General features: G+C 65.7%; 24 protein-coding genes and 2 tRNA genes. 20 read left to right on the top strand and 6 right to left on the bottom strand.

Going from position 1 to position 26,357, the window contains the following annotated elements; genetic code table 11:
• A partial coding sequence (gene pepN / locus VNW74_RS09220) for an aminopeptidase N (protein ID WP_325676295.1) occupies positions 1 to 1,566 on the bottom strand: 1,566 nt, incomplete at its 3' end.
• Between the two features lie 191 nt (positions 1,567 to 1,757).
• On the opposite strand from pepN, the gene VNW74_RS09225 reads away from it, so the two are divergent.
• The 6 genes from VNW74_RS09225 (at position 1,758) to VNW74_RS09250 (ending at position 5,807) form a co-directional block, all read left to right on the top strand.
• Positions 1,758 to 2,369 (top strand): DsbA family protein, encoded by a 612-nt coding sequence (locus VNW74_RS09225; protein ID WP_325676296.1) that lies wholly within the window; start codon positions 1,758 to 1,760, stop codon positions 2,367 to 2,369.
• A gap of 42 nt (positions 2,370 to 2,411) precedes the next feature.
• Positions 2,412 to 2,894 (top strand): ribose-5-phosphate isomerase, encoded by a 483-nt coding sequence (locus VNW74_RS09230; protein ID WP_325676297.1) that lies wholly within the window; start codon positions 2,412 to 2,414, stop codon positions 2,892 to 2,894.
• Positions 2,895 to 2,899: 5 nt separating this feature from the next.
• Positions 2,900 to 3,706, top strand: coding sequence for an Fpg/Nei family DNA glycosylase (locus VNW74_RS09235; RefSeq protein WP_325676298.1), 807 nt, complete (start codon positions 2,900 to 2,902; stop codon positions 3,704 to 3,706).
• A gap of 289 nt (positions 3,707 to 3,995) precedes the next feature.
• Positions 3,996 to 4,802, top strand: a complete 807-nt coding sequence (locus VNW74_RS09240) for a hypothetical protein (RefSeq protein WP_325676299.1) — start codon at positions 3,996 to 3,998, stop codon at positions 4,800 to 4,802.
• Positions 4,803 to 5,026: 224 nt separating this feature from the next.
• Positions 5,027 to 5,323 (top strand): hypothetical protein, encoded by a 297-nt coding sequence (locus tag VNW74_RS09245; protein WP_325676300.1) that lies wholly within the window; start codon positions 5,027 to 5,029, stop codon positions 5,321 to 5,323.
• Positions 5,324 to 5,474: 151 nt separating this feature from the next.
• Positions 5,475 to 5,807 (top strand): hypothetical protein, encoded by a 333-nt coding sequence (locus tag VNW74_RS09250; protein WP_325676301.1) that lies wholly within the window; start codon positions 5,475 to 5,477, stop codon positions 5,805 to 5,807.
• A gap of 120 nt (positions 5,808 to 5,927) precedes the next feature.
• On the opposite strand, the gene VNW74_RS09255 is transcribed toward VNW74_RS09250, so the two are convergent.
• The gene (locus VNW74_RS09255; protein ID WP_325676302.1) at positions 5,928 to 7,181 is read right to left on the bottom strand and encodes a serine hydrolase domain-containing protein; all 1,254 of its coding nucleotides are present in this window, start codon (positions 7,179 to 7,181) and stop codon (positions 5,928 to 5,930) included.
• Positions 7,182 to 7,254: 73 nt separating this feature from the next.
• Positions 7,255 to 7,328: transfer RNA gene (locus VNW74_RS09260), tRNA-Gly, on the bottom strand.
• Positions 7,329 to 7,453: 125 nt separating this feature from the next.
• Between VNW74_RS09260 and VNW74_RS09265 the strand changes: the two genes are divergently transcribed.
• The 4 genes from VNW74_RS09265 (at position 7,454) to clpP2 (ending at position 10,383) form a co-directional block, all read left to right on the top strand.
• A tRNA-Pro gene (locus tag VNW74_RS09265) sits at positions 7,454 to 7,527 on the top strand.
• 77 nt (positions 7,528 to 7,604) lie between these two features.
• On the top strand, positions 7,605 to 9,050 hold the full coding sequence (tig, locus tag VNW74_RS09270; RefSeq protein ID WP_325676303.1) for a trigger factor: 1,446 nt from the start codon (positions 7,605 to 7,607) through the stop codon (positions 9,048 to 9,050).
• Positions 9,051 to 9,145: 95 nt separating this feature from the next.
• Positions 9,146 to 9,751 carry an ATP-dependent Clp protease proteolytic subunit gene (locus tag VNW74_RS09275; protein WP_325676304.1) on the top strand — a complete coding sequence of 202 codons (606 nt, stop codon included), beginning with the start codon at positions 9,146 to 9,148 and terminating at the stop codon, positions 9,749 to 9,751.
• Entirely contained in the window at positions 9,748 to 10,383 is a 636-nt protein-coding gene (clpP2, locus tag VNW74_RS09280) for an ATP-dependent CLP protease proteolytic subunit ClpP2 (protein ID WP_325676305.1), read from the top strand. The genes VNW74_RS09275 and clpP2 overlap by 4 nt, the downstream gene beginning before the upstream one ends.
• A 25-nt stretch (positions 10,384 to 10,408) precedes the next feature.
• Here clpP2 and mmuM read toward each other — a convergent pair whose 3' ends face one another.
• The gene (gene mmuM / locus VNW74_RS09285; protein ID WP_325676318.1) at positions 10,409 to 11,281 is read right to left on the bottom strand and encodes a homocysteine S-methyltransferase; all 873 of its coding nucleotides are present in this window, start codon (positions 11,279 to 11,281) and stop codon (positions 10,409 to 10,411) included.
• Between the two features lie 264 nt (positions 11,282 to 11,545).
• Between mmuM and clpX the strand changes: the two genes are divergently transcribed.
• From clpX to VNW74_RS09315, 6 genes are all read left to right on the top strand, one after another.
• Positions 11,546 to 12,829 carry an ATP-dependent Clp protease ATP-binding subunit ClpX gene (clpX, locus tag VNW74_RS09290; RefSeq protein ID WP_325676306.1) on the top strand — a complete coding sequence of 428 codons (1,284 nt, stop codon included), beginning with the start codon at positions 11,546 to 11,548 and terminating at the stop codon, positions 12,827 to 12,829.
• Positions 12,830 to 12,869: 40 nt separating this feature from the next.
• Complete coding sequence (locus tag VNW74_RS09295; RefSeq protein WP_325676307.1) at positions 12,870 to 14,150, top strand: MFS transporter; 1,281 nt, start codon at positions 12,870 to 12,872, stop codon at positions 14,148 to 14,150.
• A 294-nt stretch (positions 14,151 to 14,444) separates the two neighbouring features.
• Positions 14,445 to 16,421 (top strand): 2-oxoacid:acceptor oxidoreductase subunit alpha, encoded by a 1,977-nt coding sequence (locus tag VNW74_RS09300; RefSeq protein WP_414686638.1) that lies wholly within the window; start codon positions 14,445 to 14,447, stop codon positions 16,419 to 16,421.
• Positions 16,421 to 17,506 (top strand): 2-oxoacid:ferredoxin oxidoreductase subunit beta, encoded by a 1,086-nt coding sequence (locus VNW74_RS09305; protein ID WP_325676309.1) that lies wholly within the window; start codon positions 16,421 to 16,423, stop codon positions 17,504 to 17,506. Before VNW74_RS09300 ends, VNW74_RS09305 begins: the two co-directional genes overlap by 1 nt.
• Position 17,507: 1 nt before the next feature.
• The gene (gene mobA / locus VNW74_RS09310; protein ID WP_325676310.1) at positions 17,508 to 18,140 is read left to right on the top strand and encodes a molybdenum cofactor guanylyltransferase; all 633 of its coding nucleotides are present in this window, start codon (positions 17,508 to 17,510) and stop codon (positions 18,138 to 18,140) included.
• A gap of 1,127 nt (positions 18,141 to 19,267) precedes the next feature.
• The gene (locus tag VNW74_RS09315; RefSeq protein ID WP_325676311.1) at positions 19,268 to 19,939 is read left to right on the top strand and encodes a transglycosylase family protein; all 672 of its coding nucleotides are present in this window, start codon (positions 19,268 to 19,270) and stop codon (positions 19,937 to 19,939) included.
• 105 nt (positions 19,940 to 20,044) lie between these two features.
• On the opposite strand, the gene VNW74_RS09320 is transcribed toward VNW74_RS09315, so the two are convergent.
• Together VNW74_RS09320 and VNW74_RS09325 are read right to left on the bottom strand one after the other, a co-directional pair.
• Positions 20,045 to 20,572 (bottom strand): PaaI family thioesterase, encoded by a 528-nt coding sequence (locus VNW74_RS09320; protein ID WP_325676312.1) that lies wholly within the window; start codon positions 20,570 to 20,572, stop codon positions 20,045 to 20,047.
• 17 nt (positions 20,573 to 20,589) lie between these two features.
• On the bottom strand, positions 20,590 to 20,964 hold the full coding sequence (locus VNW74_RS09325) for a helix-turn-helix domain-containing protein (RefSeq protein WP_325676313.1): 375 nt from the start codon (positions 20,962 to 20,964) through the stop codon (positions 20,590 to 20,592).
• Positions 20,965 to 21,061: 97 nt separating this feature from the next.
• On the opposite strand from VNW74_RS09325, the gene VNW74_RS09330 reads away from it, so the two are divergent.
• The 4 genes from VNW74_RS09330 to VNW74_RS09345 form a co-directional block, all read left to right on the top strand.
• Positions 21,062 to 23,077 (top strand): S9 family peptidase, encoded by a 2,016-nt coding sequence (locus VNW74_RS09330; RefSeq protein WP_325676314.1) that lies wholly within the window; start codon positions 21,062 to 21,064, stop codon positions 23,075 to 23,077.
• The gene (locus VNW74_RS09335; RefSeq protein WP_325676315.1) at positions 23,074 to 24,333 is read left to right on the top strand and encodes a trans-acting enoyl reductase family protein; all 1,260 of its coding nucleotides are present in this window, start codon (positions 23,074 to 23,076) and stop codon (positions 24,331 to 24,333) included. The genes VNW74_RS09330 and VNW74_RS09335 overlap by 4 nt, the downstream gene beginning before the upstream one ends.
• A gap of 150 nt (positions 24,334 to 24,483) precedes the next feature.
• Positions 24,484 to 25,047 (top strand): DUF937 domain-containing protein, encoded by a 564-nt coding sequence (locus VNW74_RS09340; RefSeq protein ID WP_325676316.1) that lies wholly within the window; start codon positions 24,484 to 24,486, stop codon positions 25,045 to 25,047.
• A gap of 64 nt (positions 25,048 to 25,111) precedes the next feature.
• Positions 25,112 to 26,357, top strand: a 1,246-nt coding sequence (locus tag VNW74_RS09345; RefSeq protein WP_325676317.1) for a class I tRNA ligase family protein, incomplete at its 3' end; no start/stop codon positions are given.

Consider the following 26,357-nt stretch of genomic DNA (forward strand, 5'->3'; position numbering starts at 1 on the left):
GCCAACCAGGGCAGGCACTTCCGTGCTTTCGCCGCTGATGTCGAGTTCCTCACGGTGGATCCGTACCAGCTTGCCGCTGCCATCGTCGTCGTAAATCCCCACCGCGAGCCGGTGTACGCGTGTCTCGCCCGCACCGGGTGCAGCGCCGCTCTGCGCCACCGCGAACCGGGTGAACCGCCCGTCGGTGTCGACGTCGAAATCCGCGCGCAGCGTGTTCAGGCCGGTCGTCTTCAGCCACTGTCGACCCCAGTCGGACAAGTCACGGCCAGAGGCTGTTTCGAGCGCGGACAGTAGATCATCAAACGTGGCGTTGTTGAACGCGTGCGCGCGGAAGTAGTCGCGCAGGCCGGCCAGGAAGTGCTCGAGGCCGACATAGGCCACCAGTTGCTTGAGCACGCTGGCGCCTTTGGCGTAGGTGATGCCGTCGAAGTTGACCTCGACGGCGGCCAGGTCGGGAATGTCGGCCGCCACCGGATGCGTCGTGGGTAGCTGATCCTGCCGGTAGGCCCACGACTTTTCGGTGTTGGCGAATGTCGTCCAGGCTTGGGTGAATTCGGTGGCCTCGCTTTGGCACAGCACCGAGGCGAAGGTCGCGAACGACTCGTTGAGCCACAGGTCGTCCCACCACCGCATGGTGACCAAGTCGCCGAACCACATGTGCGCCATCTCGTGCAGCACCGTTTCGGCGCGACGCTCATAGGACGCGCGGGTGACCTTGCTGCGGAACACGTAGTCCTCCAAGAAGGTCACCGCACCGGCGTTCTCCATGGCGCCGGCATTGAACTCCGGGACGAATAGCTGGTCGTATTTGCCGAACGCGTATGGGACGCCAAAGTTCTTGTGATAGAAGCCGAATCCTTGCTTGGTCTCGGTGAACAGCCGGTCGGCATCCATGAACTCGGCGAGGGTGGCGCGACAGAAGATGCCCAGCGGAATCTCGCCGTACTCGTCGCTGTAGGTGTCATCCCAGCGTGTATACGGGCCGGCAATCAGCGCCACCAGGTAGGTGCTCATCCGCGGTGTGGTGGCAAACGTGTGCACGCCACCGTCGATGCCGAGCGCGGCACCGTTCGACACGACGTGCCAGTGCTGCGATGCCGTCACCGACAGATCGAACGTCGCTTTGAGGTCGGGCTGGTCGAAGCAGGCGAACATCCGCTTGGCGTCGGCGGTTTCGAATTGCGAATACAAATAGACTTCGTTGTCGACCGGGTCTACGAATCGGTGCAGGCCCTCACCGGTGTGAGAGTAGAGGCAGTCCGCGTCGACCACGACGATGTTGCGCTCGGCCAGACCGGTCAGTGCAATTCCGGTCGACTCGTTGTACGCGGACACGTCGAGGTCGCGGCCGTTGAGAGTTGCGCTGCGCACCGTCTCAGCGGCGAGGTCGATGACGGTGTCGGCGCCGGGGAGCGCATCGAACTGCACGGTGGTGACGGAGCGGAAGGTCCGGTCGCTTGGTCCGCCGGTGCCGTCGGTGAGATCCAGAACGATCCGGTAACTGTCGACGGTGACCAGCGCGGCGCGTTCGGCGGCCTGGTCACGGGTGAGGTTCGGAAGTGCCACATGTCCAACTTAGGCCCGGCGACGATGCGGGCCGCGCAGCGGCCCGAGGAGGAGCCTGGCAATGCAACTTAGGCCCGGCGACGATGCGGGCCGCGCAGTGGCCGGGGCAATCGATATCAGCCACGGGAACAGGACCGCCGCGGCTAGGGTTGTGCTGGACGGCTAGTCGACCGTCGACGAGAGGACCTTCTATGCCTGACAAGTCAGTTGCCGATTTTTGGTTCGATCCGCTGTGCCCGTGGGCATGGATCACCTCCCGCTGGATCCTGGAGGTGGAGAAGGTCCGCGACATCGAGGTCAATTTCCGCGTGATGAGCTTGGCGGTGCTCAACGAGAACCGCGAGGGTCTGCCAGCGGAATACAAGGAACGGTTGGCGAAGGCTTTCGGGCCGGTGCGGGTGGCGATTGCCGCCGAGCAGGCCCACGGCGCCAAGGTGCTCGCGCCGCTGTACACCGCCATGGGTACCCGCATTCACAACGAGGGCAACAAAGACCTGGACGACGTCATCAAGCAGTCGCTCGCGGAGGTCGGTTTGCCGTCCGAACTGGCGGACGCCGCTGACACCGAAGCCTACGACGACGCCCTGCGTAAGAGCCATCACGCCGGGATAGACGCCGTCGGCGACGACGTCGGCACACCGACCATCCACGTCAACGGGGTCGCGTTCTTCGGCCCGGTGCTGTCGAGGATTCCCCGCGGTGAGGAGGCCGGCAAGCTATGGGACGCCTCGGTGACTTTCGCGGCCTACCCGCACTTCTGGGAGCTCAAGCGGAGCCGTACCGAGCCACCGGAATTCGACTGATCGCATTGCGCCGTTCAGTTCAGCCGGGTAAGGATTGCGGGCATGCGCGTCTACCTGGGTTCTGACCACGCCGGATTCGAGCTCAAACAGCAGATCATCGAACACCTGAAGGAAACCGGACACGAGCCGATCGATTGCGGTGCCTTCAGCTACGACCCCGAGGACGACTACCCGGCGTTCTGCATCGCGGCCGCGACGCGCACACTCGCCGACCCGGGCAGCTTGGGCATCGTTCTGGGTGGATCGGGCAACGGCGAACAGATCGCCGCGAACAAGGTGCCTGGAATTCGCTGTGCGTTGGCGTGGAGCGTCGAAACCGCATCACTGGCCCGCGAGCACAACAACGCCCAGCTGATCGGCATCGGTGGTCGCATGCACACCGTTCCCGAAGCGCTGGCCATGGTTGACGCCTTCTTGACCACGCCGTGGTCGAAAGCCGAACGGCACCAACGACGTATCGACATTCTCGACGAGTACGAGCGCACCCACCAGGCACCTCCAGTGCCTGGTGGCGAAGCTGGATAGCCTCCGTGCCCGAAGGGCATACCCTCCATCGACTGGCCCGGCTGCACCAGCGCCGATATGCCGGTGCGCCAGTGGCGGTCTCGAGTCCGCAGGGTCGGTTCTCTGCGGCGGCGACCGCAGTCGACGGCCGGGTACTGAAGCGCACCAGCGCGTGGGGTAAGCACCTGTTTCACCACTATGTCGGTGGGTCGACCGTGCATGTGCACCTCGGTCTCTATGGCACCTTCACCGAATGGCCGCGGCCTTCTGATGTGGCGATGCCCGTTCCAGTCGGCCAGGTGCGGATGCGGATGGTCGGCGCGGAATACGGCACCGATCTACGCGGGCCGACGGTGTGCGAGATTCTCGATGATGCGCAAGTCGCCGATGTGGTTTCTCGGCTCGGGCCTGACCCGCTTCGCCGTGACGCCGACCCCGCGTGGCCGTGGGCACGGATCACCAAGTCACGCAGGCCAATCGGCGCGCTGTTGATGGACCAGACGGTCATCGCCGGGGTGGGCAACGTCTACCGGAATGAGCTGCTCTTCCGACATCGCATCGACCCGTATCGGGTCGGCCGGGCGATCGGTGAAGCCGAGTTCGACGAGGCATGGACCGATTTGGTGGAGCTGATGAAAATCGGGTTGAGGCGCGGCAAGATCATCGCGGTACGCCCCGAACACGACCACGGTGCGCCGTCGTACGGCCCGGGTCGGCCGCGCACTTATGTATACCGGCGCGCGGGGGAGCCGTGCCGTGTGTGCGGGACCGTGATCCGCACGGCCGAGTTGGAGGGCCGAAACGTCTTTTGGTGCCAAACCTGCCAGGCGTGAGACGACGTGCTGCAGCATGACAGGATGAACAGCAGCAAAGGCGTCTGCAATTGCTCATCTGAACACCAGCATCTGCTGGGCAAGCACATAGCTTGTCCCGATATCCATATCCGCATGAACAAGTTCGCAAGCTGTATTGCCGCGACAGCGGTGTTGGCCGCCGGTTTGGGGTGGGTCGGTTTGGCCGCCGCGACCGAGGCCGATGCGCAACCCGGGCCCAACATCAATTGGTGCCCGGGCGATTTCTGGGATCCGGCATGGGGGCTTAACTGGGACTGGAACTCGTGCCATGCCAACTGGCAACCAACGATCATCAACAACGGACCCACCATCGTCCAACGTCCACCGAACGTTAGTAACCCGGGTGTGCCGCAGCCGGGCCGCCCCGGCGGACCTGGCGGCCCTGGAGGACCCGGCGGGCCGGGACCGGGTGGGCCTGGAGGCTCGGGACCGGGCGGGCCTGGCGGACCTGGTGGCCCCGGACCGGGAGGACCCGGAGGCCCCGGCGGGCCTGGGGGGCCCGGACCGGGCGGCCCTGGGGATCATGGCGGCCACGGACCCGGTGGACCTGGAGAACCGGGTGGACCGGGTGGACCGGGTGGACCCGGGGGCCCTGGGGATCATGGCGGCCACGGGCCCGGTGGACCTGGAGAACCGGGTGGACCGGGAGAACCTGGTGGACCTGGTGGACCGGGGGGCCCTGGAGGACATGAACCTGGGGGACCGGGAGAACCGGGTGGGCCCGGAGGACCGGGATCTGGGCCAGAACCGGGCACGCCTGGACCGGATGCCGGTGGACCTGGACCGGGCACGCCTGGACCGGATGCGGGCGGAGCGGGGCCGGACGCGCCTGCACCGGATGCGGGCGGAGCGGGGCCGGCCGCGCCTGGACCGGATGCCGGCACATCCGCAGGACCCGACTCATCCGGCGGAGGCGACTCGTCCGGCGGAGGCGACTCGTCCGGCGGGGGCGACTCGTCCTCGAGCGACTAGTCCGGGAGAAGCTGAGGGCGCGGTATCCAGATCTGGCGCGAGTGTTGATCACCGTTGTCGGTCAGCGGGTTTGGCGACGAAGTCACACGAAAAGAATCTGTAGGTCCTGCGGTCGCGACGGCCGCTCTGATTGCTGGTTTGGGTTTTCAGCGAATTCGCCTCGCAGTAGGGCAGTTTCGTGTGTGACTGCCGTTGTATAAGGAACGATAGGTGTACGACCACCCCAAAAGTATTGCGCTTGAGCCTCATTGAGGCCACGGTCGTTGCCGGTGGCGCCAACGAGAAGGCACTGACTGGTGCACTGCTTATGTTTGCTAGGAAGGCAATATGAAAAATGTCGTCCACTTTTTAGCAGCGTCGGCCGCGATGGCCGCCGGCCTGGGGCTGGCCGGTTTGGACGCTGCGACGCAGGCTCAAGCTCAGCCGGGCCCCTTCCCGCAGTGGTGCCCAGGCGACTTCTGGGACCCAGGTTGGGGTCCCAATTGGGACTGGGGAGGCTGCCACGATGACTGGCGGGGACCTGGGCCTAACCCTCATCCCGATCCGCACTGGGGACCGGGATGGGGTCCCGGGGAACCGCCTCCGGGCGGACCTGATGAGCCGGGCGGGCCTAACCCCCACTAAAGCCGTTGTCAGTGCCGGTGACTGTCGCGGTGAGCCGCGACCGTGACTTTTGCGCGTCGCTGATATCGGGTCGGCTAAGCTAATGCGTCGGATCGAGAACGGTTGGACGTCCAGGAGTTTCGGGGCTGACCGTCGTGGGTAGCCTGGGCCGGTGAAGAGAATCGCAGGCATCGCCGCAGCAACAGTCGCCATGGCCGCCGGCTTGGGTTTCGCCGGTGTAGCCGCAGCAACCGACGCTCAAGCCCAGCCCGGTCCATTCCCACAATGGTGCCCGGGTGAGTTCTGGGATCCCGGTTGGGGCGATAACTGGGACTGGGGGGGTTGCCACGACAACTTCCGAGGACCAGGCGGACCAGGATGGGACCGCGGGGGACCAGGATGGGACCGCGGGGGACCCGGCGGACCAGGATGGGACCACGGGGGACCCGGCGGACCAGGATGGGACCACGACCACGGCGGGCCGCCACCCGGACGGGGATGGTGAGAGCCTTCGGCTGACGTCGGTCCAGTCGAATCGTTGTACACAATCGCATCTGCCAACGTCGGGCTCCACGGCTAGGCGGGTGCGGTTCTGTGCATCAGCCGGGCGCGGCAGCTGTCGGGCTCAGCCCTTCTTGACCCCGAGCGCCGCATAAATCTCGTCACTGAGCGCCACGCTGCGCGGGTCGGCGTTGGCCTTGGTGGCGTCGTACCGGTTCATCACGTACGCGTAACCGATCCGGTGCTCGAGGTCCACGAAACCGAACGAGCCGCCCAGGCCGCCATGGCCCAAAATCCGCGGATTGGGTCCGTTGACACAGCGCTGGTTGAGCATGTAGCCCAGACCCCACCCGTGGTCGGCCACCCGCGGGCCGAGGACCAGATCCGTGTCGAAGCCGCCCTGCGACACCCGGATCAGATCCATGTGCCGGCGACTGAGCAGTTGCTCCTGCGCCAGCGCGTTATAGAAGGTCGCCAGCCCCAGCGCCGAGACCTGCCCGTTGGTGCCCGGGAACTCGACCTCGCGCCACAACTCGAGATCGTTGGAGCCGACTTCGTCGTCGGGTGCGAACCCCATCGACACGGCCAGGCCGGCCTTGGGATGTTCGGCCAGCGTGGTGGGGTAGCCGGGGGCGTTGACGTCGGCCAGCATCTTGCGGATGTGGGGCTTTTCCACCAGATCGGCGCAGCGGCGTTGTTCGGCGCGCGACAAGCCGATGTGAACCTCGGCGCCGAGTGGCTCGGCGATCTCGGTGCGCAGGTAGTGACCGACGGTGTTGCCGGTCACCCGGCGGAACACTTCGCCGAGGATGAAGCCGTAAGTCGTCATGTGGTAGCCCTGCGCGGTTCCGGGCTCCCACCAGGGTTCAGCGGCGGCCAACCGTTCGCAGACCAAGTCCCAGTCGGTGACCTGCTGCCAGGGCATTCGCTTGCGCGGCCCGATCACCCCCGAGCGGTGACTCATCACCATCTTGGTGGTGATGGCCTCCTTGCCGGCCTGCCCGAACTCGGGCCAATAACGCGATATCGGCGCATCCAGATCGAGCTCACCGCGTTCGACGAGCTGATGTACGCATGTGCTGGTCAGGCCCTTGGTGCCGGATAGCACGGTGGCTACCGTGTCCACCTGCCACGGTCGGGTACCCCCAGCATCGGCAGAACCGGCCCACAGGTTGACGACCAACTCGCCGTCCACCCAGGCCGCGACCGCTGCACCAACCTCTTTGCCCTGCAAAAAGTTCCGCTCGAACGCGTCGCGTACCCGCTCGAAGCGCGACGTGCATGAGCCGTGGATTGCGACCTGGGCCGTGGTGCCAGTGTGCTGAATTGTCGGCCTCCTCAGCCTGGCCGATCGGGCCCAATCGGCCGCCGGCTGCATCTGTCGGCCTCCGGGGCGTCGTCGGCCTGCTCAGCGCCTCCAGCCTAGTCGGCCGTTGTGTCAAATGCCCGCTTGGAGCGGGCGACGGGAATCGAACCCGCGTAGCTAGTTTGGAAGACTAGGGCTCTACCATTGAGCTACGCCCGCGTGTATTAGTCGAGCGCGACTGTACGTCGCGGCAGACATCAAATCCAAATGATGCCGTCCGGTGATCTGGTTGTGAGGCCGTTACTGGAATGGCGGGGCTTGGCCGTAGGATCGCGAGGTCAGCGCGGGGTGTAGCGCAGCTTGGTAGCGCATCCGCTTTGGGAGCGGAAGGCCGCAGGTTCAAATCCTGTCACCCCGACCGGCGCGCCACGGCCAACGGGCTCGGCCATTAGAAGACCAGCAGAAGATCCGCCAGTACAAACGAGGAGCAAACCGGTGAAGAGCACCGTCGAGCAGTTGAGCCCCACCCGGGTTCGCATCAACGTTGAGGTGCCTTTCACCGAGCTGCAGCCCGACTTCGACAGGGCCTACAAAGAGCTGGCCAAGCAGGTGCGATTGCCGGGGTTCCGTCCCGGCAAGGCGCCGGCCAAGCTCCTGGAAGCGCGCGTCGGCCGCGAGGCGATGCTCGACCAGGTCGTCAACGAGGCGTTGCCCAGCCGCTATGGCCAGGCCGTCACCGAATCCGACGTGCGACCGCTGGGCCAACCCGATATTCAAGTGACCAAAAAGGAGTACGGCCAGGAGCTGGTTTTCACCGCCGAGGTCGACGTACGGCCTGAGATCACGCTGCCCGACCTGAGTGCGCTGAAGATCACCGTCGATCCGATCAAAGTCAGCGACGAGGACGTCGATGCCGAACTGCAGTCCTTGCGTGCCCGGTTCGGCACCCTGACCGGAGTCGAGCGGCCCGCCGTGGCCGGCGACTTCGTCTCGATCGACCTGTCGGCCAAGATCGACGGCGAAGATCTCCCCGAGGCAGCGACGAAGGGACTGTCACATGAGGTCGGCTCCGGCCAGCTCATCGACGGTGTCGACGATGCGATCGTCGGCCTGTCAGCCGGGGAAAGCCGGACCTTCACCACCACGATGGCGGCCGGTCCGCAGGCCGGGAAGGAAGCCGAAGTCACCGTGACTGTCGGCTCGGTCAAGGTGCGCGAGCTGCCGGAACCCGATGACGAATTCGCCCAGCTGGCAAGCGAATTCGACACCATCGACGAGTTGCGCGCCAGTCTGGCCGATCAGGTGAGCGGGGCCAAGCGTGTCCAGCAGGCGGAGGACATCCGCGTGGCCGCGTTGGATACCTTGCTCGAGCAGGTCGACATGCCGCTGCCGGAAGCGATCGTGCAGGCCCAGGTGGACAACACCGTGCACAACGCGCTGCATGGCCTCGATCACGACGAAGCCAAGTTCGCCGAAGCGCTGGAAAAGCAGGGCTCGTCGCGCGAAGAGTTCGACGCGAACACCCGCTCGAACGCCGAGAAGGCCATCAAGACGCAGTTGCTGCTGGACGCACTGGGCGACGACCTCGACATTCAGGTGAGCCAGCAGGACCTCACCGAACGGCTCGTGCTCTCGTCGCAGCAGTACGGCATTGAACCCCAACAGTTGCTCGCCTACCTCCAGGAGAACAATCAGCTGCCGGCGATGTTCGCCGACGTGCGGCGCGGGCTGACCATCGCCGCCGCGGTCGAGGCGGCGACGGTTACCGACACCGGCGGCAACGTCGTCGACACCTCGGAATTCTTCGGCACGCGCTCCCAACCGGAGGCCGGGAATGAGGGGAAGGCCGCGGGAGTCGACGAGGTAGGCGAGGAAGCTGAAGTCGTCGACGACGGAGAGGCCGGTGCCTCCTCGGAAGAGCCGTCGGGCGATACGAAGTGACGCTGTGAGCGAACGCGGGGACTTCGGGGAGTGCGCGGCGGCCCCGGTTGGTTAGTGTCGATGAATACGGAACTCGAGAAAGCAGGTAACCCACTGTGAGCCGTGCGACTGAAATGCGGGCGAACGCGGGAGGTCTGAACCTCGTCGATTCGGTCTATGAGCGTCTGCTCTCTGAGCGCATCATTTTCCTGGGGTCGCAGGTGGATGACGACATCGCGAACCGGCTGTGCGCGCAGATCCTGCTGCTCGCGGCCGAAGACTCCAACAAGGACATCTCGCTGTACATCAACTCTCCGGGCGGATCGATCAGCGCCGGGATGGCGATCTACGACACGATGGTGTTGGCACCGTGCGACATCGCCACTTATGGGATGGGGATGGCCGCGTCGATGGGCCAGTTCCTGCTGGCCGCCGGCACCAAGGGCAAGCGTTACGCGCTGCCGCACGCCCGCATCCTGATGCACCAGCCGCTGGGTGGGGTGACCGGTAGCGCGGCCGACATCGCCATCCAGGCCGAGCAGTTCGCCGTCATCAAGCAGGAGATGTTCCGGCTCAACGCCGAATTCACCGGCCAGCCGATCGAGCGCATCGTGGCGGATTCGGATCGCGACCGCTGGTTCACCGCCAAGGAGGCGCTGGAATACGGGTTCGTCGACCACATCATCACCCGCGCCGAGACAAACGGAGCCCCATCAATATGAACCCCGACCTCCAACCCCAAGCGCGTTACATCCTGCCGTCGTTCATCGAGCATTCGAGCTTCGGCGTCAAGGAGTCCAACCCTTATAACAAGCTGTTTGAGGAACGCATCATCTTTCTCGGCGTCCAGGTCGACGACGCGTCGGCCAACGACATCATGGCCCAGCTACTGGTGCTGGAATCCCTCGATCCAGACCGCGACATCACCATGTACATCAATTCGCCGGGTGGCGGGTTCACCTCGCTGATGGCGATCTACGACACGATGCAGTACGTGCGCGCCGACATCCAGACGGTGTGCCTGGGTCAGGCCGCCTCGGCCGCGGCGGTGCTGTTGGCGGCCGGAACGCCGGGCAAGCGGATGGCGCTGCCTAACGCGCGGGTGCTGATCCACCAGCCGTCGTTGTCGGGGGTGATCCAGGGCCAGTTCTCCGACTTGGAGATCCAGGCCGCCGAGATCGAGCGGATGCGCACGCTGATGGAAACCACGCTGGCCCATCACACCGGCAAGGACGCCGCGACGATCCGCAAAGACACCGACCGCGACAAGATCCTGACCGCCGAAGACGCCAAGGACTACGGGATCATCGACACCGTGCTGGAGTACCGGAAGCTCTCGGCGCAGACGGCGTGATTGACCGCTTGCGCCGATCAGCCGGCTAGTTCAGCGCGGTCGCCAGCTCGGCGATGTCGGCCGGCCGCACCCGGCAGCACCCGCCGATGACTCGCGCGCCGGCCGCCGCCCACTGCACGGCTAACCGCGCCGAGAACCGCGATGGGCCGACCCAAGCGCGCCGAGCGCTATCCCAGCGCTCGCCGCTGTTGGGATACACGATCACCGGTTTGCCGGTTTCTCGGGCCTGCCCGATCGCCGGGAGCACGTCGTCGGGTGCGCAGCAGTTGACCCCGACCGCGACGATTTCCGGTATCCCGACCGCCACGGCGAAGGCGTCAGCCAGCGGCTGACCGGCGCGGGTGCGTGTGCCGTCGATGGTGTAGCTGAGCCAGGCCGGCACACCGAGAGATTGCACCAGGTTCACCAGTGCCTCGGCCTCGTCGACGTCGGGGATGGTTTCCAGCGCCAGCACGTCGGCGCCGGCGTCTGCCAGCACCTCCAGCCGAGGCCGGTGCCAGTCTTCTAGCTGCGCGACGCCAAGCCCGTAGCGTCCGCGGTATTCCGAGCCGTCGGCCCGTGCGGCGCCGTACGGGCCGACCGATGCGGCCACCCGGCGGCTCGCATCGCCGACTTCGTCGCGCGCGGTCTTGGCGAGTTCGACGCTGCGCCGAAGCAATCGGACGGTGTCGTCGCGGCCGATCCCGCTGTCGGCGAAGCCGTCGAAGGACGCTTGGTAGCTGGCCGTGGTCGCGATCATCGCCCCGGCGCGAAAGAACGCCGTATGCACCGCGGTGACCTCCCGCGGGGCCTCCACCAGCAGCCGCGCCGACCACAACCCGTCCGAAAGGTCATGACCTCGCGCCTCGAGTTCGGTCGCCAGACCGCCATCGGCGATTAACGCGGTATTCTCGGGCACGGCGAAACCCACAGGCCTAATCTAGAGCCGCCGAGCACGTCCGCCTCTCAGTCGCATAACAGCCGCGACACGCCAGGGACACAGTGGCGCGTTCCGGCAAGCGTGGGGCCGCCTCAGGCGATATGTTCAGGCACGCAAGCACGAATATCACCGACGCGATTCGGCTCTAACGGTCGCATCGCTCCGCAACAAGCGGGTAGCGTCGGGAAATACACGCGGCATAGCACGATCCAAACGGTGAACAGGAAGTAGGCCCCCAGCACCATGGCGCGCATCGGAGACGGCGGTGACCTCCTGAAGTGCTCGTTCTGCGGAAAGAGCCAGAAGCAGGTCAAAAAGCTTATTGCGGGCCCAGGCGTATACATCTGCGATGAATGCATCGATCTTTGCAACGAGATCATCGAAGAGGAACTCGCCGACGCCGACGATGTCAAACTCGATGAGCTGCCCAAGCCCGCCGAGATCCGCGACTTCTTAGAGGGTTACGTCATCGGTCAGGACACCGCGAAGCGGACGCTTGCGGTCGCTGTCTACAACCACTACAAGAGGATTCAGGCCGGCGAGAAGGGCCGCGATTCCCGGTCGGGTGAACCCGTCGAGCTGACCAAGTCCAACATCTTGATGCTGGGACCCACCGGCTGCGGCAAGACCTACCTGGCTCAAACCCTGGCCAAGATGCTCAACGTCCCCTTCGCGATCGCCGACGCCACCGCGCTGACCGAGGCCGGCTATGTCGGCGAAGACGTCGAGAATATTCTGCTCAAGCTCATTCAGGCCGCCGACTACGACGTCAAGCGCGCCGAGACCGGCATCATCTACATCGACGAGGTCGACAAGATCGCCCGCAAGAGCGAGAACCCGTCGATCACCCGCGACGTCTCCGGGGAAGGCGTGCAGCAGGCGCTGTTGAAGATCTTGGAGGGCACCCAGGCGTCGGTGCCCCCGCAGGGCGGACGCAAGCACCCACACCAGGAGTTCATCCAGATCGACACCACCAACGTGCTGTTCATCGTGGCCGGCGCGTTCGCGGGGCTGGAGAAGATCGTCTCCGACCGGGTCGGCAAACGTGGTTTGGGCTTCGGGGCCGAGGTGCGTTCCAAAGCCGAGATAGACACCACCGACCACTTCGCCGAAGTCATGCCGGAAGACCTGATCAAATTCGGGCTGATTCCCGAATTCATCGGCCGGTTGCCGGTGGTCGCGTCGGTGACGAACTTGGACATGGACTCTCTTGTCAAGATCCTGTCCCAGCCGAAGAACGCCTTGGTCAAGCAGTACACCCGGCTCTTCGAGATGGACAACGTCGAACTCGAGTTCACCGAGGATGCGTTGGAAGCGATCGCCGAGCAGGCGATTCATCGGGGCACCGGGGCCCGCGGGTTGCGCGCGATCATGGAAGAAGTCCTGCTGCCGGTGATGTACGACATCCCCAGCCGTGACGACGTCGCCAAGGTCGTGGTGACCAAGGAGACGGTGAAGGACAACGTGTTGCCGACGATCGTCCCGCGCAAGCCGGCCCGCACCGAACGCCGCGACAAGAGCGCCTAGCCGGGCAATCAGGCCCAGTGAGCCCGCCCTTCGGTAGCCGTTGAGTGCCGAGGCCGCTGGGGCAGTTCCGCGGCGAACCGCGCACGCGCTGGATTTATCGAACTTCTTTCTGGCTGACGTTCGCGATGGTCTGGGTCCGTACCTGTCGATCTACCTCCTGCTGACCCATCATTGGGACCAGGCCTCGATCGGCCTCGTCATGGGGGTCGGCGGCATCGCGGCGATCATCGCGCAGACACCGGTTGGCGCGTTCGTCGATCGGACGACCGCCAAGCGAGCGTTGATAATCGCCGGCGCGGTCACGGTGACGGCGGGGTCCCTGGCCATGCCACTGTTTCCCCGCTTCTTCGCGATCTCGATTTTGCAAGCCCTCACCGGAGTCGCCGGCTCGGTCTTCGCACCCGCGTTGGCCGCGATCACGCTCGGCCTGGTCGGCACGAGACTCTTCTCGCGACGGGTCGGGCGCAACGAATCGTTCAACCATGCCGGCAATGCGGCGGCCGGTGCCATCACCGGCGGACTCGCTTACTATCTCGGCCCGGTGGTGGTGTTCTGGGTGCTGGCCGTCATGGCCGCCCTCAGCGTGGTGGCAACGCTGCGGATCCCCGGCGACGCGATCGACCACGATGTGGCCCGCGGGATGGACCACACACCCGAAGCGGCCCACCCGCGGCCGTCCGGGTTCGCGGTGTTATTTCACGACCGCAGATTGCTGATCTTCGCGGCGGCCATGTTCACCTTCCATCTCGCTAACGCGGCGATGCTGCCGCTGGTCGGACAGGTGCTGGCGCTGCAGAACACCGACGTCGGCACGGCGTTGATGGCGACGTGCATTGTCGCCGCGCAGGTCGTGATGGTGCCAACGGCGTACCTGGCCGGGGCCAAGGCCGACAGCTGGGGACGAAAGCCGATCTTTCTGGTCGCGTTCGCCGTCTTGATGGCGCGCGGCTTCCTCTATACGTTTTCCGACAACTCGCACTGGCTGGTCGGCGTCCAGATCCTCGACGGCGTCGGAGCCGGCATTTTCGGCGCGCTGTTCCCGCTCGTCGTGCAGGACCTTACGCACGGAACCGGGCGATTCAACGTCAGCTTGGGCGCAGCGACGACGGCATGGGGCGTCGGCGCGGCCCTGTCGAACATCGTCGCCGGGTGGATCGTGGTGGTCGCTGGCTACCACGCGGCGTTCATCTCGCTGGGCGCACTGGCCGGGGCGGGGTTGACGCTCTACTCGGTCGCCATGCCCGAAACCGGGCCGAATGCCGCCAAACGGGCCGCCGACGCGGCGACGGCGCCTCCCCCGAATGGGGGAGGGAGGGGTTAGGACAAGCCGCTAGCAAATGTTACCGGCGCGTAACTTCGATTCTTAGAGTTCGCGTGCCAGCAAAAGTGACGAACACCACATTTTGTCCCAAGATCCACCGATCGCGTGTGTCTGACCTCGCATTTTAGGCAATTCGCGGTAATGTGGTGGTGTGCATCAGCGTCACTGAATCCCTAAGAATAGTGCAATAATCGGTACCGCCAGTGACATACACCCGGCCGGGGGATCACTGAGACGATGGGCACCGGTAGCTGCAACGTACCCGTGCGGTGAACAGCGATGGAAGGCGGGGACGTGGGTCCGAACGACAACGGAACCAGGTCAGAATCTCACGCGGATTCACACCGAGCCAATGGCGCGCTGCCCGAACCGCAAAAGCGGGAGAAACTGGAACAAATTGTCATCCGTTTCGCCGGGGACTCCGGCGACGGCATGCAGCTCACCGGCGACCGGTTCACTTCCGAGGCGGCGCTTTTCGGTAACGACCTGGCGACCCAACCGAACTACCCGGCCGAGATCCGCGCGCCGCAGGGCACGCTGCCGGGCGTCTCGTCGTTCCAGATCCAAATCGCTGACCACGACATCCTCACCGCCGGTGACCGGCCCGACGTGTTGGTTGCGATGAACCCCGCGGCCCTGAAGGCCAACATCACCGACCTGCCAATCGGCGGGCTGGTGATCGCCAACTCCGACGAATTCACCAAGCGCAACCTGGCCAAAGTCGGCTACCAGGACAACCCACTGGAATCTGGGGAACTGTCCGACTACAAGGTCGAGGCCGTCCCGATGACCACCTTGACGCTGGGCGCTGTCGAGGTCATCGGCGCGACGAAGAAAGACGGCCAGCGCGCCAAGAACATGTTCGCGCTGGGCCTGTTGTCGTGGATGTATGGGCGCCCGATCGAAACCAGCGAGCAATTCGTCAGGGAGAAGTTCGCCCGCAAGCCCGACATCGCCGAGGCCAACGTGCTGGCCCTCAAGGCGGGGTGGAACTACGGGGAAACCACCGAGGCCTTCGCCGTCACCTACGAGGTTTCGGCGGCGAAGCTGCCCGCAGGTGAGTACCGGCAGATCTCCGGCAACACCGCCTTGGCCTACGGCATCGTCACCGCCGGTCAGCTGGCCGACATTCAGGTTGTCCTCGGCAGTTATCCGATCACGCCGGCATCGGACATTCTGCACGAGCTCTCCAAGCACAAGAACTTCGACGTGATCACCTTCCAGGCGGAAGACGAGATCGGCGGGATCTGCGCTGCAATTGGCGCGGCTTACGGCGGCGCGCTCGGAGTCACCAGCACATCGGGACCCGGCTTGTCGCTGAAGGCCGAAGCGCTTGGACTGGCGGTGATGACCGAGCTGCCGTTGCTTGTCATCGACGTACAGCGGGGCGGGCCGTCGACCGGCCTACCGACCAAGACCGAGCAGGCTGACCTGCTGCAGGCGCTGTACGGCCGCAATGGGGAATCACCGGTGGCGGTGCTGGCGCCGCGATCGCCGTCGGATTGTTTTGAGACCGCACTGGAGGCCGTGCGCATCGCGGTGTCCTACCACACCCCGGTAATTGTGTTGTCGGACGGGGCAATTGCCAATGGCTCGGAGCCGTGGCGAATCCCGGACGTCGACACTCTGGCGCCCATCAAGCACGTCTTCGCCAAGCCGGACGAGCCGTTCCAGCCGTATGCTCGCGACCCGGAAACCCTCGCCCGGCAATTCGCCGTACCGGGTACTCCCGGTCTAGAACATCGCATCGGCGGGTTGGAAGCTGCGAACGGCTCCGGCGACATCTCCTACGAGCCGGCCAATCACGACCTGATGGTGCGGTTGCGACAGGCCAAGATCGACGGCATCTCCGTTCCCGACCTGGAAGTCGACGATCCAACCGGAGACGCCGAACTGCTGCTGATCGGATGGGGCAGCTCCTACGGCCCGATCGGCGAAGCTTGCCGGCGTGCACGACGCAACGGCGTCAAGGTTGCCCATGCCCATCTGCGGTACCTCAGACCATTCCCGGCCAATCTGGGCGAGGTGTTGCGGCGTTACCCGCAGGTGGTCGCACCGGAGATGAACTTGGGCCAACTGGCGCTGCTGCTGCGCGGCAAGTACTTGGTTGACGTCCAATCGGTTACCAAGGTCCAGGGCGTTGCGTTCCTGGCCGACGAGGTCGGGCGCCTCATCCGCGCCGCGCTGGGCGGGACACTGGCCGAAATCGAGCAAGACAAGACGATGGTCGCGAGATTGGCGGCGGCCACGGTTGGAGCGGGAGCTAACTGATGACTGACCTGATCGGCGCGGGCGTGGATCTCGGGCTGCCGGACCTGCTGTCCAAGAACTACGGTGTGCCCACCACCGACCAACCGCAGAAGGCCAAGGACTTCACCAGTGACCAAGAGGTCCGTTGGTGCCCCGGTTGCGGCGACTACGTCATCCTCAACACGATTCGCAACTTCCTGCCGGAGCTGGGATTGCGCCGCGAGAACATCGTCTTCGTCAGCGGTATCGGCTGCTCGAGTCGGTTCCCCTACTACCTCGAAACCTATGGCGTGCACTCGATCCACGGCCGTGCGCCGGCGATCGCGACGGGTGTGGCGCTAGCGCGTGAGGACCTGTCGGTCTGGGTGGTTACCGGCGACGGGGACGCGCTGTCGATCGGCGGCAACCACCTGATCCACGCACTGCGCCGCAACATCAACATGACCATCCTGCTTTTCAACAACCGGATCTACGGCCTCACCAAGGGTCAGTACTCGCCGACATCCGAGGTCGGCAAGGTCACCAAGTCGACGCCGATGGGATCACTCGACCAGCCTTTCAATCCGGTATCGCTGGCGCTGGGCGCCGAGGCAAGCTTCGTCGGCCGCGCGCTGGACTCCGACCGCAACGGACTGACCGAGGTTTTGCGGGCCGCGGCGCAGCATCGCGGGTCCGCACTGGTCGAGATCCTGCAGGACTGCCCGATTTTCAACGACGGCTCGTTCGATGCGCTGCGCAAAGAGGGTGCCGAGGAGCGGTTGATCAACGTTCGCCACGGTGAGCCGGTCATCTTCGGCGCCAACCGCGAATACTGCGTGGTGCGGTCCGGGTACGGGCTCGAAGTGGCCAAGACCGCCGACGTCAGCGTCGACGAGATCGTGGTGCACGACGCGCACGCCGCCGATTCCGCTTACGCGTTCGCGCTCTCGCGGCTATCCGAGCAGAACCTCGAGCACACCGTGATGGGCATCTTCCGTCAGGTCAATCGGCCCACCTACGATGACGCGGCCCGGGCACAGGTCCGCGCCGCGCAGGAGTCCAAGCCGGCCGACCGCGCCGCGTTGCAGTCGCTGTTGCACGGGCGCGACACCTGGACTGTGAACTGAGATGACACCCGCGGCTAAGCCGGCTTCGTTGGCCGGTGTGGTGTTGGCGGGCGGAGCGGCGTTACGGATGGGCCGGGACAAGGCCACCATGCCGGTGCCCGGCGATCTGCTCGGCTCCAAAGACGGCTCCGAACCGCCCACCACAATGGTCGAGCGGGTGGTCAGCATTGTCGGGGAGCGGTGTCAGCCGGTTTTCGTCGTCGCAGCACCGGGACAAGCCCTGCCGAAACTGCAGGCGCGCGTGGTCCGCGACGACGTGCGTGGACTGGGTCCGCTGCTCGCCACCGGACGCGGACTACACGCCGCCGCCGAGGCCGGCGCGAAGCGGGCGTTTCTGTGCGCCGCCGACATGCCGTTCCTTAGCGCCGATCTGATCGATCTGCTCGAACGCCGGGCCGTCGAATTGGATGCCGATGTCGTGTTGCCGTGGGACGGTCGCGATCACTACCTGGCCGCGGTGTACCGGACCGAGCTGGCCGCACAGGTCGACGCGTTGATAGCCGCCGGGGAGCGGAACATGCGCGCCTTGGTCGACCGGGTCGATGCGCAACGCATCGTCATACCCGAGTCCCGCTCGCTGACCAACGGCGACTCGGCCGCCAATCTGCGCGCACCGCTGCGGGCCGGGCGCTGACACGTCAGACCGTCTTTTACGCGCGCTCAATCTGTTCGCGACGCTCTAACAATTATTCGATAAATTCTCGCGACGGAAATTCATTTGCAATGAACGTTGCTCGACAGACGAGTTGCTAATTGCGCTAAATTCAATTAATGAACGTGGCGGTTGGCATGAATTCATAGATCAATCAAATCTCTAGCTTCATTTGAATCACGTTGCGGCAGCGGATATTTGAGCCGCCCACCGATCGTGTGCGGACGTTGCTGTGGCGGGCCGTATCCCCGCAAAGGCGGATGGTCGGACGATTTCCGGCAAATTTGCATCGGGAATGCCGGGGAGTCGCCCACAGCTCCGATGAGGATCCCCGCCACGGCCTACGTCGAAGCTGGCTTCTCGCTCGGATGGCGATCTGAATCTGTTGGGGCACAACTATTTAGACGACAATCTTTTGTGTGAGCGAGGCTGGGCACGCGTGTTGCGCCGGGCGGACGGCCGATCTGCGGCCGTTCCGCCGGCTGGGCGATCGTCTCCGAAAGCTGTTGTCTAGTCGAATATTTTGAGCATGACTCCGGTGCACCGAATCGCCGGCCGCGACAGTGTGCCCGGGCCGCCTTGCGACCGGTCTGGCTAACATGCCGAGCGGTCATCTTCCGCGGCGCAAGGCGATGGCCGCGCGGCGCCCCGAATCGATCGGTTCGGCCGCGCCCAAAGGCGTGGCGCAATTCACAAAAAGTGCGTGATTTGGCTCACAATCACACTTGCGTGCCAACGCGGTAACGCCGGCGGCGAATACACGTGTGACCTGCGAAGACAATTAGCTGAAACGGTCGTAATCGACCCGTTATTGGTTCGAGATGGCGGCGTGTCGTGAGATGACGAATGCAATCCAGTCTCGTACGGTCCATTTCGGCCAGAAAAGGCAATTAAAAAATCGAATCCACGGACCCGCGTGTGAGCGGGGGCTGCGGACGGCGACGACGCCTCCGCGTCGTCGCCGGGCAGCAGCCCGGTCGGCGGCTCACGCCCCCGCTGTCGTGCCCGAACGAGACGGCGCGATCCGAAGCATCAACCCCGCCTGGACACAGGCACCCGCCCACATCGCTGGGCTTATTTCGGCGCGCGCACCCGCGAAAGGAACGCTGTTGAAGACCGTCCGCCAGACGCTCACCATGGCTGCGATCACCGGGGTGCTCGCTGCGGCCCCGCTGACCCTCTCCAACGCCACCGCATTCGCGGCAGACGACATGCGTTGGGACCCGAACACGGTCGGCGCGCCCTTCGAGGCTGCCGCCTTTGTGCCGGCTCCGCCTGCTCCGGACGCTGCGCCTGCTCCGGATGCACCTGCTCCGGATGCTGCGCCTGCTGCGGACGCGCCGGCTCCCGATGCGCCTGCGCCGCCGGCCGACCTTCCGCCGGCCCCGGATGCCCCGCCGCCGCCGGCCCCGGATGCGCCTGCGCCGCCGGCCCCGGATGCGCCGCCGCCGGCTCCGGACGCTGCGCCCGCACCGGATGCGCCTGCGCCCCCGGCCCCGCCTGCCGATGACGCGCCCGCGCCCGCGCCAGCCAAGGCTCCGATCAAGGCGTACAGCGTGAACTGGGACGCGATCGCTGCCTGCGAGTCGGGTGGTAACTGGGGGATCAGCACCGGTAACGGCTACGCCGGCGGTCTGCAGTTCACCCCGAGCACCTGGCGTGCCAACGGTGGCTCGGGATCCGCCAACGGCGCGAGCCGCGAGGAGCAGATCCGGGTGGCCGAGAACGTGCTGCACTCGCAGGGCATCGGCGCCTGGCCGGTCTGCGGCCGGCGCGGCTGACCAAGGCCCACAAACTGACGGCGGTGGCCGGGCTCTAGCCCGCCACCGCCGTCAGGCGTCTCACGGGGCTAACTGGGCCCCCGCCGGAGCGCCGCGCGCCAGTAGCTATACGTCGAAGACCAGCAGGGTGCTGGTAGCGGTCGCCACGATCGCACCTGACTCGTCGGTGACGACGCCATCGGTGAAGGCCACCCGCGAGCCGGACTTCACGACCGTGCCGGTCGCGGTCAACGGGCCGGTGCCGGGCCGCACCGCCTTGAGATAATTGACCTTGATCTCGATCGACGTGTAGCCCTTGCCGGCCGGTAGCATGCTGTGCACAGCTAACCCGGCGACGGAATCCAGCAGCGTGCAAACCAGCCCACCGTGGACGCCACCGTTCGGGTTGTACACCGACCCGTCCGGTTGGCAGGTGAACACGACCCTGCCGGGTTCTGCGTCAACGAGAACGAATTGCATGAGCGCGGCCATCGGCGGTGGCGGTAGCTCCCCGGCGATCATCGCCTTGAGAAAATCGATCCCGGCCATGGCCAGGCCGCGCGCTGTGCCGGGGCCGGGGTCATGCCAGGTCACCGTGCGTGAGCGTTGCGGCCCCCAGAGCTCGTTTTCCGTGCCGTCGTTGGCGGTGGTCATGGTGTCCTTCCTGCTCGCTACTTGGCTGTTGCCCAGTTGTAGCGGTGGCGGTCCGGGTCGTGGTGAGCGACCGCGTGGTCGAGGCCCCAGGCCAGCAATGCATCCAATACCGGCAGCAGGGCCCGGCCCGACTCCGTGAGTTGGTAATCGAACCGTGGTGGCGCTGCCCGATACTGGAAACGCTGGATGACCTCGGCGTCGTCCAGCGCCTTCAGCCGGGCCGCCACCCGGTCCCTGGGCGCGCCGGTGCCGCGAACGATGTCCTCGAACCGGCTGTTACCCAGCGCCAGCTCGCGAACGATCAGCAACGCCCACCGCTCGCCGACCAATTCCAGCGCGGCGGCGATGGGACACGGCCGGCCGGGCAGCTCGGCCAGCGTGACAGCCGGCATGCACACCAGCATGTCAGCAGCGAGTTTGGAAATCAAACTTACGACGCGTTAGGCAGCGCACACCGCGCCAAGCGCCGCGTTGTGTTAGCAACGACACGTGACCGCAACGGCATTCGACACCCTCGACGACTACCTCGCATTGCCACGCGTCTCGGGTCTGGCAGTCTCGGCGGACGGGTCGCGGGTGGTGACCACCGTGGCCGAACTCAACGCCACACGCACCGAGTACGTCAGCGCCGTCTGGGAGGTCGATCCAACCGGCCACAGACCCGCGCGCCGACTCACCCATGGCGCGAACGGGGAGTCCTCACCGGCGTTCACCGTCGACGGCGATCTGCTGTTCGTGTCCTCGAGAGCCGCCGCCGACAACATCGACAAGCCACCGGCCTCGCTATGGCGGCAGCCTGCAGACGGCGGCGAGGCCATCGAGGTGCTGAGCATGCCCGGTGGGGTAGGCGTGGTACGCACCGCGCGCGGCGCCGACGCCGCGGTATTCGACGCCCCGCTGCTGCCGTCGGCGCGCGACGTCGAAGACGACCGGCGGCTGCGCGATCTGCGCAAGGACAACAACGTCAGTGCGATCTTGCACTCCGGGTATCCGGTGCGCTTCTGGGACAAGGACCTTGGCCCGGATGAACCGCATCTCTTCCACGCGGCGGACCTGCGTGATCTGACTCCGCAGCCGGGCGGGGCACTTCGTGCAGCCGGATTCGACGACGCCGTATTCGATCTCAGCGCCGACGGCAGGTTCCTGGTGACGACGTGGCGGATCCCCGGGCCCGAAGCCACCGAGCGCTCGGTGCTGGTGCGGGTCGACCTGGCTTCCGGGGAACGCCGCGTGATCGCTGACGATCCCGACGCCGACCTCGAACGACCCGCGATCTCGCCAGACGGGTCGGCGATCGCGTTCGCCCGGGAAACCATCACCACACCAGAGCTTGCTCCCCGGATGACGCTGCAATACCTGCGATTCGGCGACCAAACGCGATCGGTGGCCGAAACATGGGATCGCCGGCCGACGTCGATAACCTGGTCGAGCGATGGCACCTCGCTGGTTGTCACGGCCGATCAGCACGGCCGGGCACCGGTATTCGTCGTTGAGCTGTCGACGTCGACGGTCACGCAGCTCACCGACGACGACTTCGCCTACACGGACGTCGTCGCCGCGCCGGGCGGTGTGCTGTACGCGTTGCGCAGCTCGTATGCGGCCCCGCCGCATCCGGTGCGGATCGATCCCGGTGGCGCTGTCACCGTACTGCCATGCGTCGACTTGCCAACGCTGCCAGGAACGTTGACCGATGTCACCGCGGCCGCCGCGGATGGGACGCCGCTGCGATCGTGGTTGGTGCTGCCGGCGGACGCGGAAGATGCAGCATCCGCCCCGCTGGTGTTGTGGATCCACGGCGGACCGCTGGGTAGTTGGAACAGCTGGTCATGGCGCTGGAACCCATGGCCGCTGGCCGCGCAAGGTTACGCGGTGCTGTTGCCGGATCCGGCGCTGTCGACCGGCTACGGGCAGGAATTCATCCAGCGTGGCTGGGGAGCGTGGGGAGGACCGCCGTTCGACGATTTGATGGCCGCCACCGACGCGGCCTGTGCTCACCCCCGCATCGATGCGACCCGGGTCGCCGCGATGGGTGGCTCGTTCGGTGGCTACATGGCCAACTGGATCGCCGGCCACACGAACCGGTTTGCCGCGATCGTGACCCATGCCAGCCTCTGGGCGCTGGACCAATTCAGCCCGACAACCGATCACGCCTACTACTGGCGCCGTGAGATGACGCCGGAGATGACCATTGCCAACTCACCGCACCAGTTCGTCGGTCGGATCTGCACGCCGATGCTGGTCATCCACGGCGACAAGGATTACCGCGTGCCGATCGGCGAGGGCTTGCGGCTGTGGTATGAGCTGCTCGCCAAATCGGAGCTGCCGGCCGGCGAGGACGGCAGCAGTCCGCACCGGTTCCTGTACTTCCCGTCGGAGCACCACTGGGTGGCCGCGCCACAGCACGCGAAGATCTGGTACCAGGTGGTGATCGCGTTTCTGGCCGAGCACGTGTTGGGGGCGAATGCGGAATTGCCCGAGACGCTCGGAGTACCGTCGCGCCTGTGACCGAGACGCGCGAATACGACATCGTCTTGTACGGGGCAACCGGCTTCGTGGGCAGGCTGACGGCCGAATACCTGGCCCGCGCCGCCGGGGGCGCGCGCATCGCACTGGCCGGCCGGTCTACCGATCGCTTGCTCGCGATCCGGGAAACCCTGGGGGAGTCGGCCCAGTCTTGGCCGGTTCTGGTGGCGGACGCCTCCTCGCCGTCGACTCTGGATGCGATGGCCGCGCAGACGCGGGTGGTCGTCACCACCGTCGGGCCCTACAGCCGTTATGGCCTCCCGCTGGTCGGCGCGTGCGCGGCGGCGGGCACCGATTACGCCGACCTGACCGGCGAGCCGCCGTTCGTTCGCGACAGCATCGACCTGTACCACAAGCAGGCACTCGATACCGGCGCCCGCATTGTGCACGCGTGTGGATTCGACTCGATCCCTTCGGATCTCACCGTGTACGCGCTATACCGGCGGGCACGCGAAGACGGCGCCGGCGAGCTCGGCAAGACCGATTTTGTGGTTCGATCCGTGTCCGGTGGATTCTCCGGCGGCACCATCGCGTCGGCGGTGGAAGTGATGCGCACCGTCTCCAGTGACCCCGACGCCCGTCGTCAGTTCGCGGACCCCTACACACTGAGCCCGGACCGCGACGCGGAACCCGAACTCGGTGCTCAGCCCGACCTGCGGTGGCGCCGTGGTCGCCAGATCGCGCCGGAGCTGACCGGGTTGTGGACGGCCGGATTTGCGATGGCACCCACCAACACTCGAATTGTTCGACGCAGCAACGCATTACAAGAGTGGGCATACGGCAGGCAGTTCCGTTACAGCGAGCACATGAGTCTGGGGTCCTCGGCCGTGGCGCCGGTGGCGTCAGCGGTTGTCAACGGCGTCGGGAACACGGTGACCGGGTTGGGCAGCCGCTATTTCCGGCTGCTGCCACCCCGGCTGGTGGAGCGGGTGCTGCCCAAACCGGGCACCGGCCCCAGCGCGGCCGCTCGTGAGCGCGGCTTCTACAAGGCCGAGACCTACACCACCACGACCACCGGCGCCCGTTATATCGCCACCATCGCCCAGCGCGGCGACCCCGGATACCAAGCCACCTCGGTGCTGTTGGGGGAAAGCGGTCTGGCGCTGGCTAAGGACCGCGACGAGCTCTCGGAGCTACGTGGCGTCCTGACACCCGCAGCCGCGATGGGCGAAGCGCTACTGGCGCGGCTGCCGGCGGCGGGGGTGTCGCTGGAAACCGCCATGCTGGCGCCCCGCTGACGCCCGGTGACGATGCGGGCCGTGTAGCGGCGCGAGGAGGAGGCGGGCAATTGAATCTGGTCCAACGAACCGCTGTCGGACTTCTTCGGGTCCGACTAGTGTCGTCAGCGAGTAAGCAGAGCATCCCAGCAACGTTAGGTGGACGGGTCCATGTCTGGCCTTGAAGATCTTTTCGCTCAGATTCCCACGAGTGACATCGCAAGCAAGATCGGCGTCGATGAAGCCGAGGTCAACAAAGCGGTTCAACTGTTGGTGCCCGTGTTGGTCGGCGGACTGCACGACAGCGCGCAGGACCCCGATCACGCCAGCAAAATCGAGTCCGCGGCGGACAGCCACGCCAGCCTGCTCGACGGCGGCGTCAACGTTGACCACGTCGACCAGCAGGAAGGCCAGCAGGCCATCGCGAGAATCTTCGGCGGCAATGATGCCGCCCAGGTCGCCAGTGCGCTGGCCGGCGGCGGCGGAGGCAATAGTGATCTGCTCAAGCAGTTGTTGCCGATCTTGGCGCCGATCGTGCTGGCGTATGTCGGAAAGCAACTGACCGGGAAAAGCGGAACTCCCGCGGCCTCCGGCGGAGGGGCGCTCAACGACGTGTTGGGCAGCATCCTCGGCGGAATGGGCGGCGGCAACAAATCGCTGGGCACCGTGTTGGGCAACGCTTTGGGTTCCAAGGCAGGCGACATCCTCGGCGGACTGTTCGGCGGCAAGAAGTAACCGGGGACGGCGCCGCCTGCGGGCGGTGTTCGTTGCAAACCTCGGAGCTTTCTAGAATCGAAGGGTGACCGCTCACCCCGAACCCGCCGCCAACGAGCGGGCTGAAGCCCTGCCCAAGGCGTGGGATCCGGACGCGGCCGAGAGCGCGATCTATCAGCGATGGGTCGACGCGGGCTACTTCGCCGCGGACCCGGCCAGCCCCAAACCGGGCTACTCGATCGTGCTGCCGCCGCCGAATGTGACCGGCAGCCTGCACATGGGTCATGCGCTTGAGCACACCATGATGGATGCGCTGACCCGTCGTAAGCGCATGCAGGGTTATGAGGTGCTGTGGCAACCGGGGATGGACCACGCGGGTATCGCGACGCAGAGCGTCGTGGAAAAGCAACTGGCGGTCGACGGGAAGACCAAAGAGGACTTCGGTCGCGAGCTGTTCATCGACAAGGTGTGGGATTGGAAGCGCGAGTCTGGCGGTGCCATCGGTGGCCAGATGCGCCGGCTGGGCGACGGCGTGGACTGGGGCCGCGAGCGCTTCACCATGGACGACGGACTCTCGCGGGCGGTGCGGACCATCTTCAAGCGGCTCTATGACGCCGGTCTGATCTATCAAGCCGAGCGGCTAGTGAACTGGTCGCCGGTGTTGGAAACCGCGATCTCGGATCTCGAGGTCCGATACGAGGACGTCGAAGGCGAACTGGTGTCGTTCCGGTACGGCTCGCTCGAAGACTCGGAGCCGCACATCGTGGTGGCCACCACCCGGTTGGAGACGATGTTGGGCGACACCGCGATTGCGGTTCATCCCGAAGACGAACGCTACCGCGGGCTGGTTGGCACCACGCTGCCGCACCCGTTCTTGGACCGGCAGCTCGTCATCGTCGCCGACGATCATGTCGACCCCGAGTTCGGCACCGGCGCAGTCAAAGTCACGCCTGCCCACGACCCGAACGACTTCGAGATCGGGCTGCGGCATCAGCTGCCAATGCCGTCGATCATGGACACCAAGGGCCGGATCGCCGACACCGGAACGCAGTTCGACGGACTGGACCGATTCGAGGCGCGGGTGAAGATCCGCGAGGCATTGGCCGCTGAGGGACGCATCGTCGCCGAGAAGCGCCCTTACCTGCACAGCGTCGGGCATTCCGAGCGCAGTGGTGAGCCGATCGAGCCGCGACTGTCTCTGCAGTGGTGGGTCCGGGTCGAGTCGCTGGCCAAAGCCGCAGGCGGCGCGGTTCGCAACGGCGACATCGTGATTCACCCGAAGAGCCTTGAGCCGCGCTGGTTTGGCTGGGTCGACGATATGCATGACTGGT

The organism is Mycobacterium sp. (assembly GCF_035570115.1).
In the GTDB taxonomy this organism is placed as follows: Bacteria; Actinomycetota; Actinomycetes; order Mycobacteriales; family Mycobacteriaceae; genus Mycobacterium.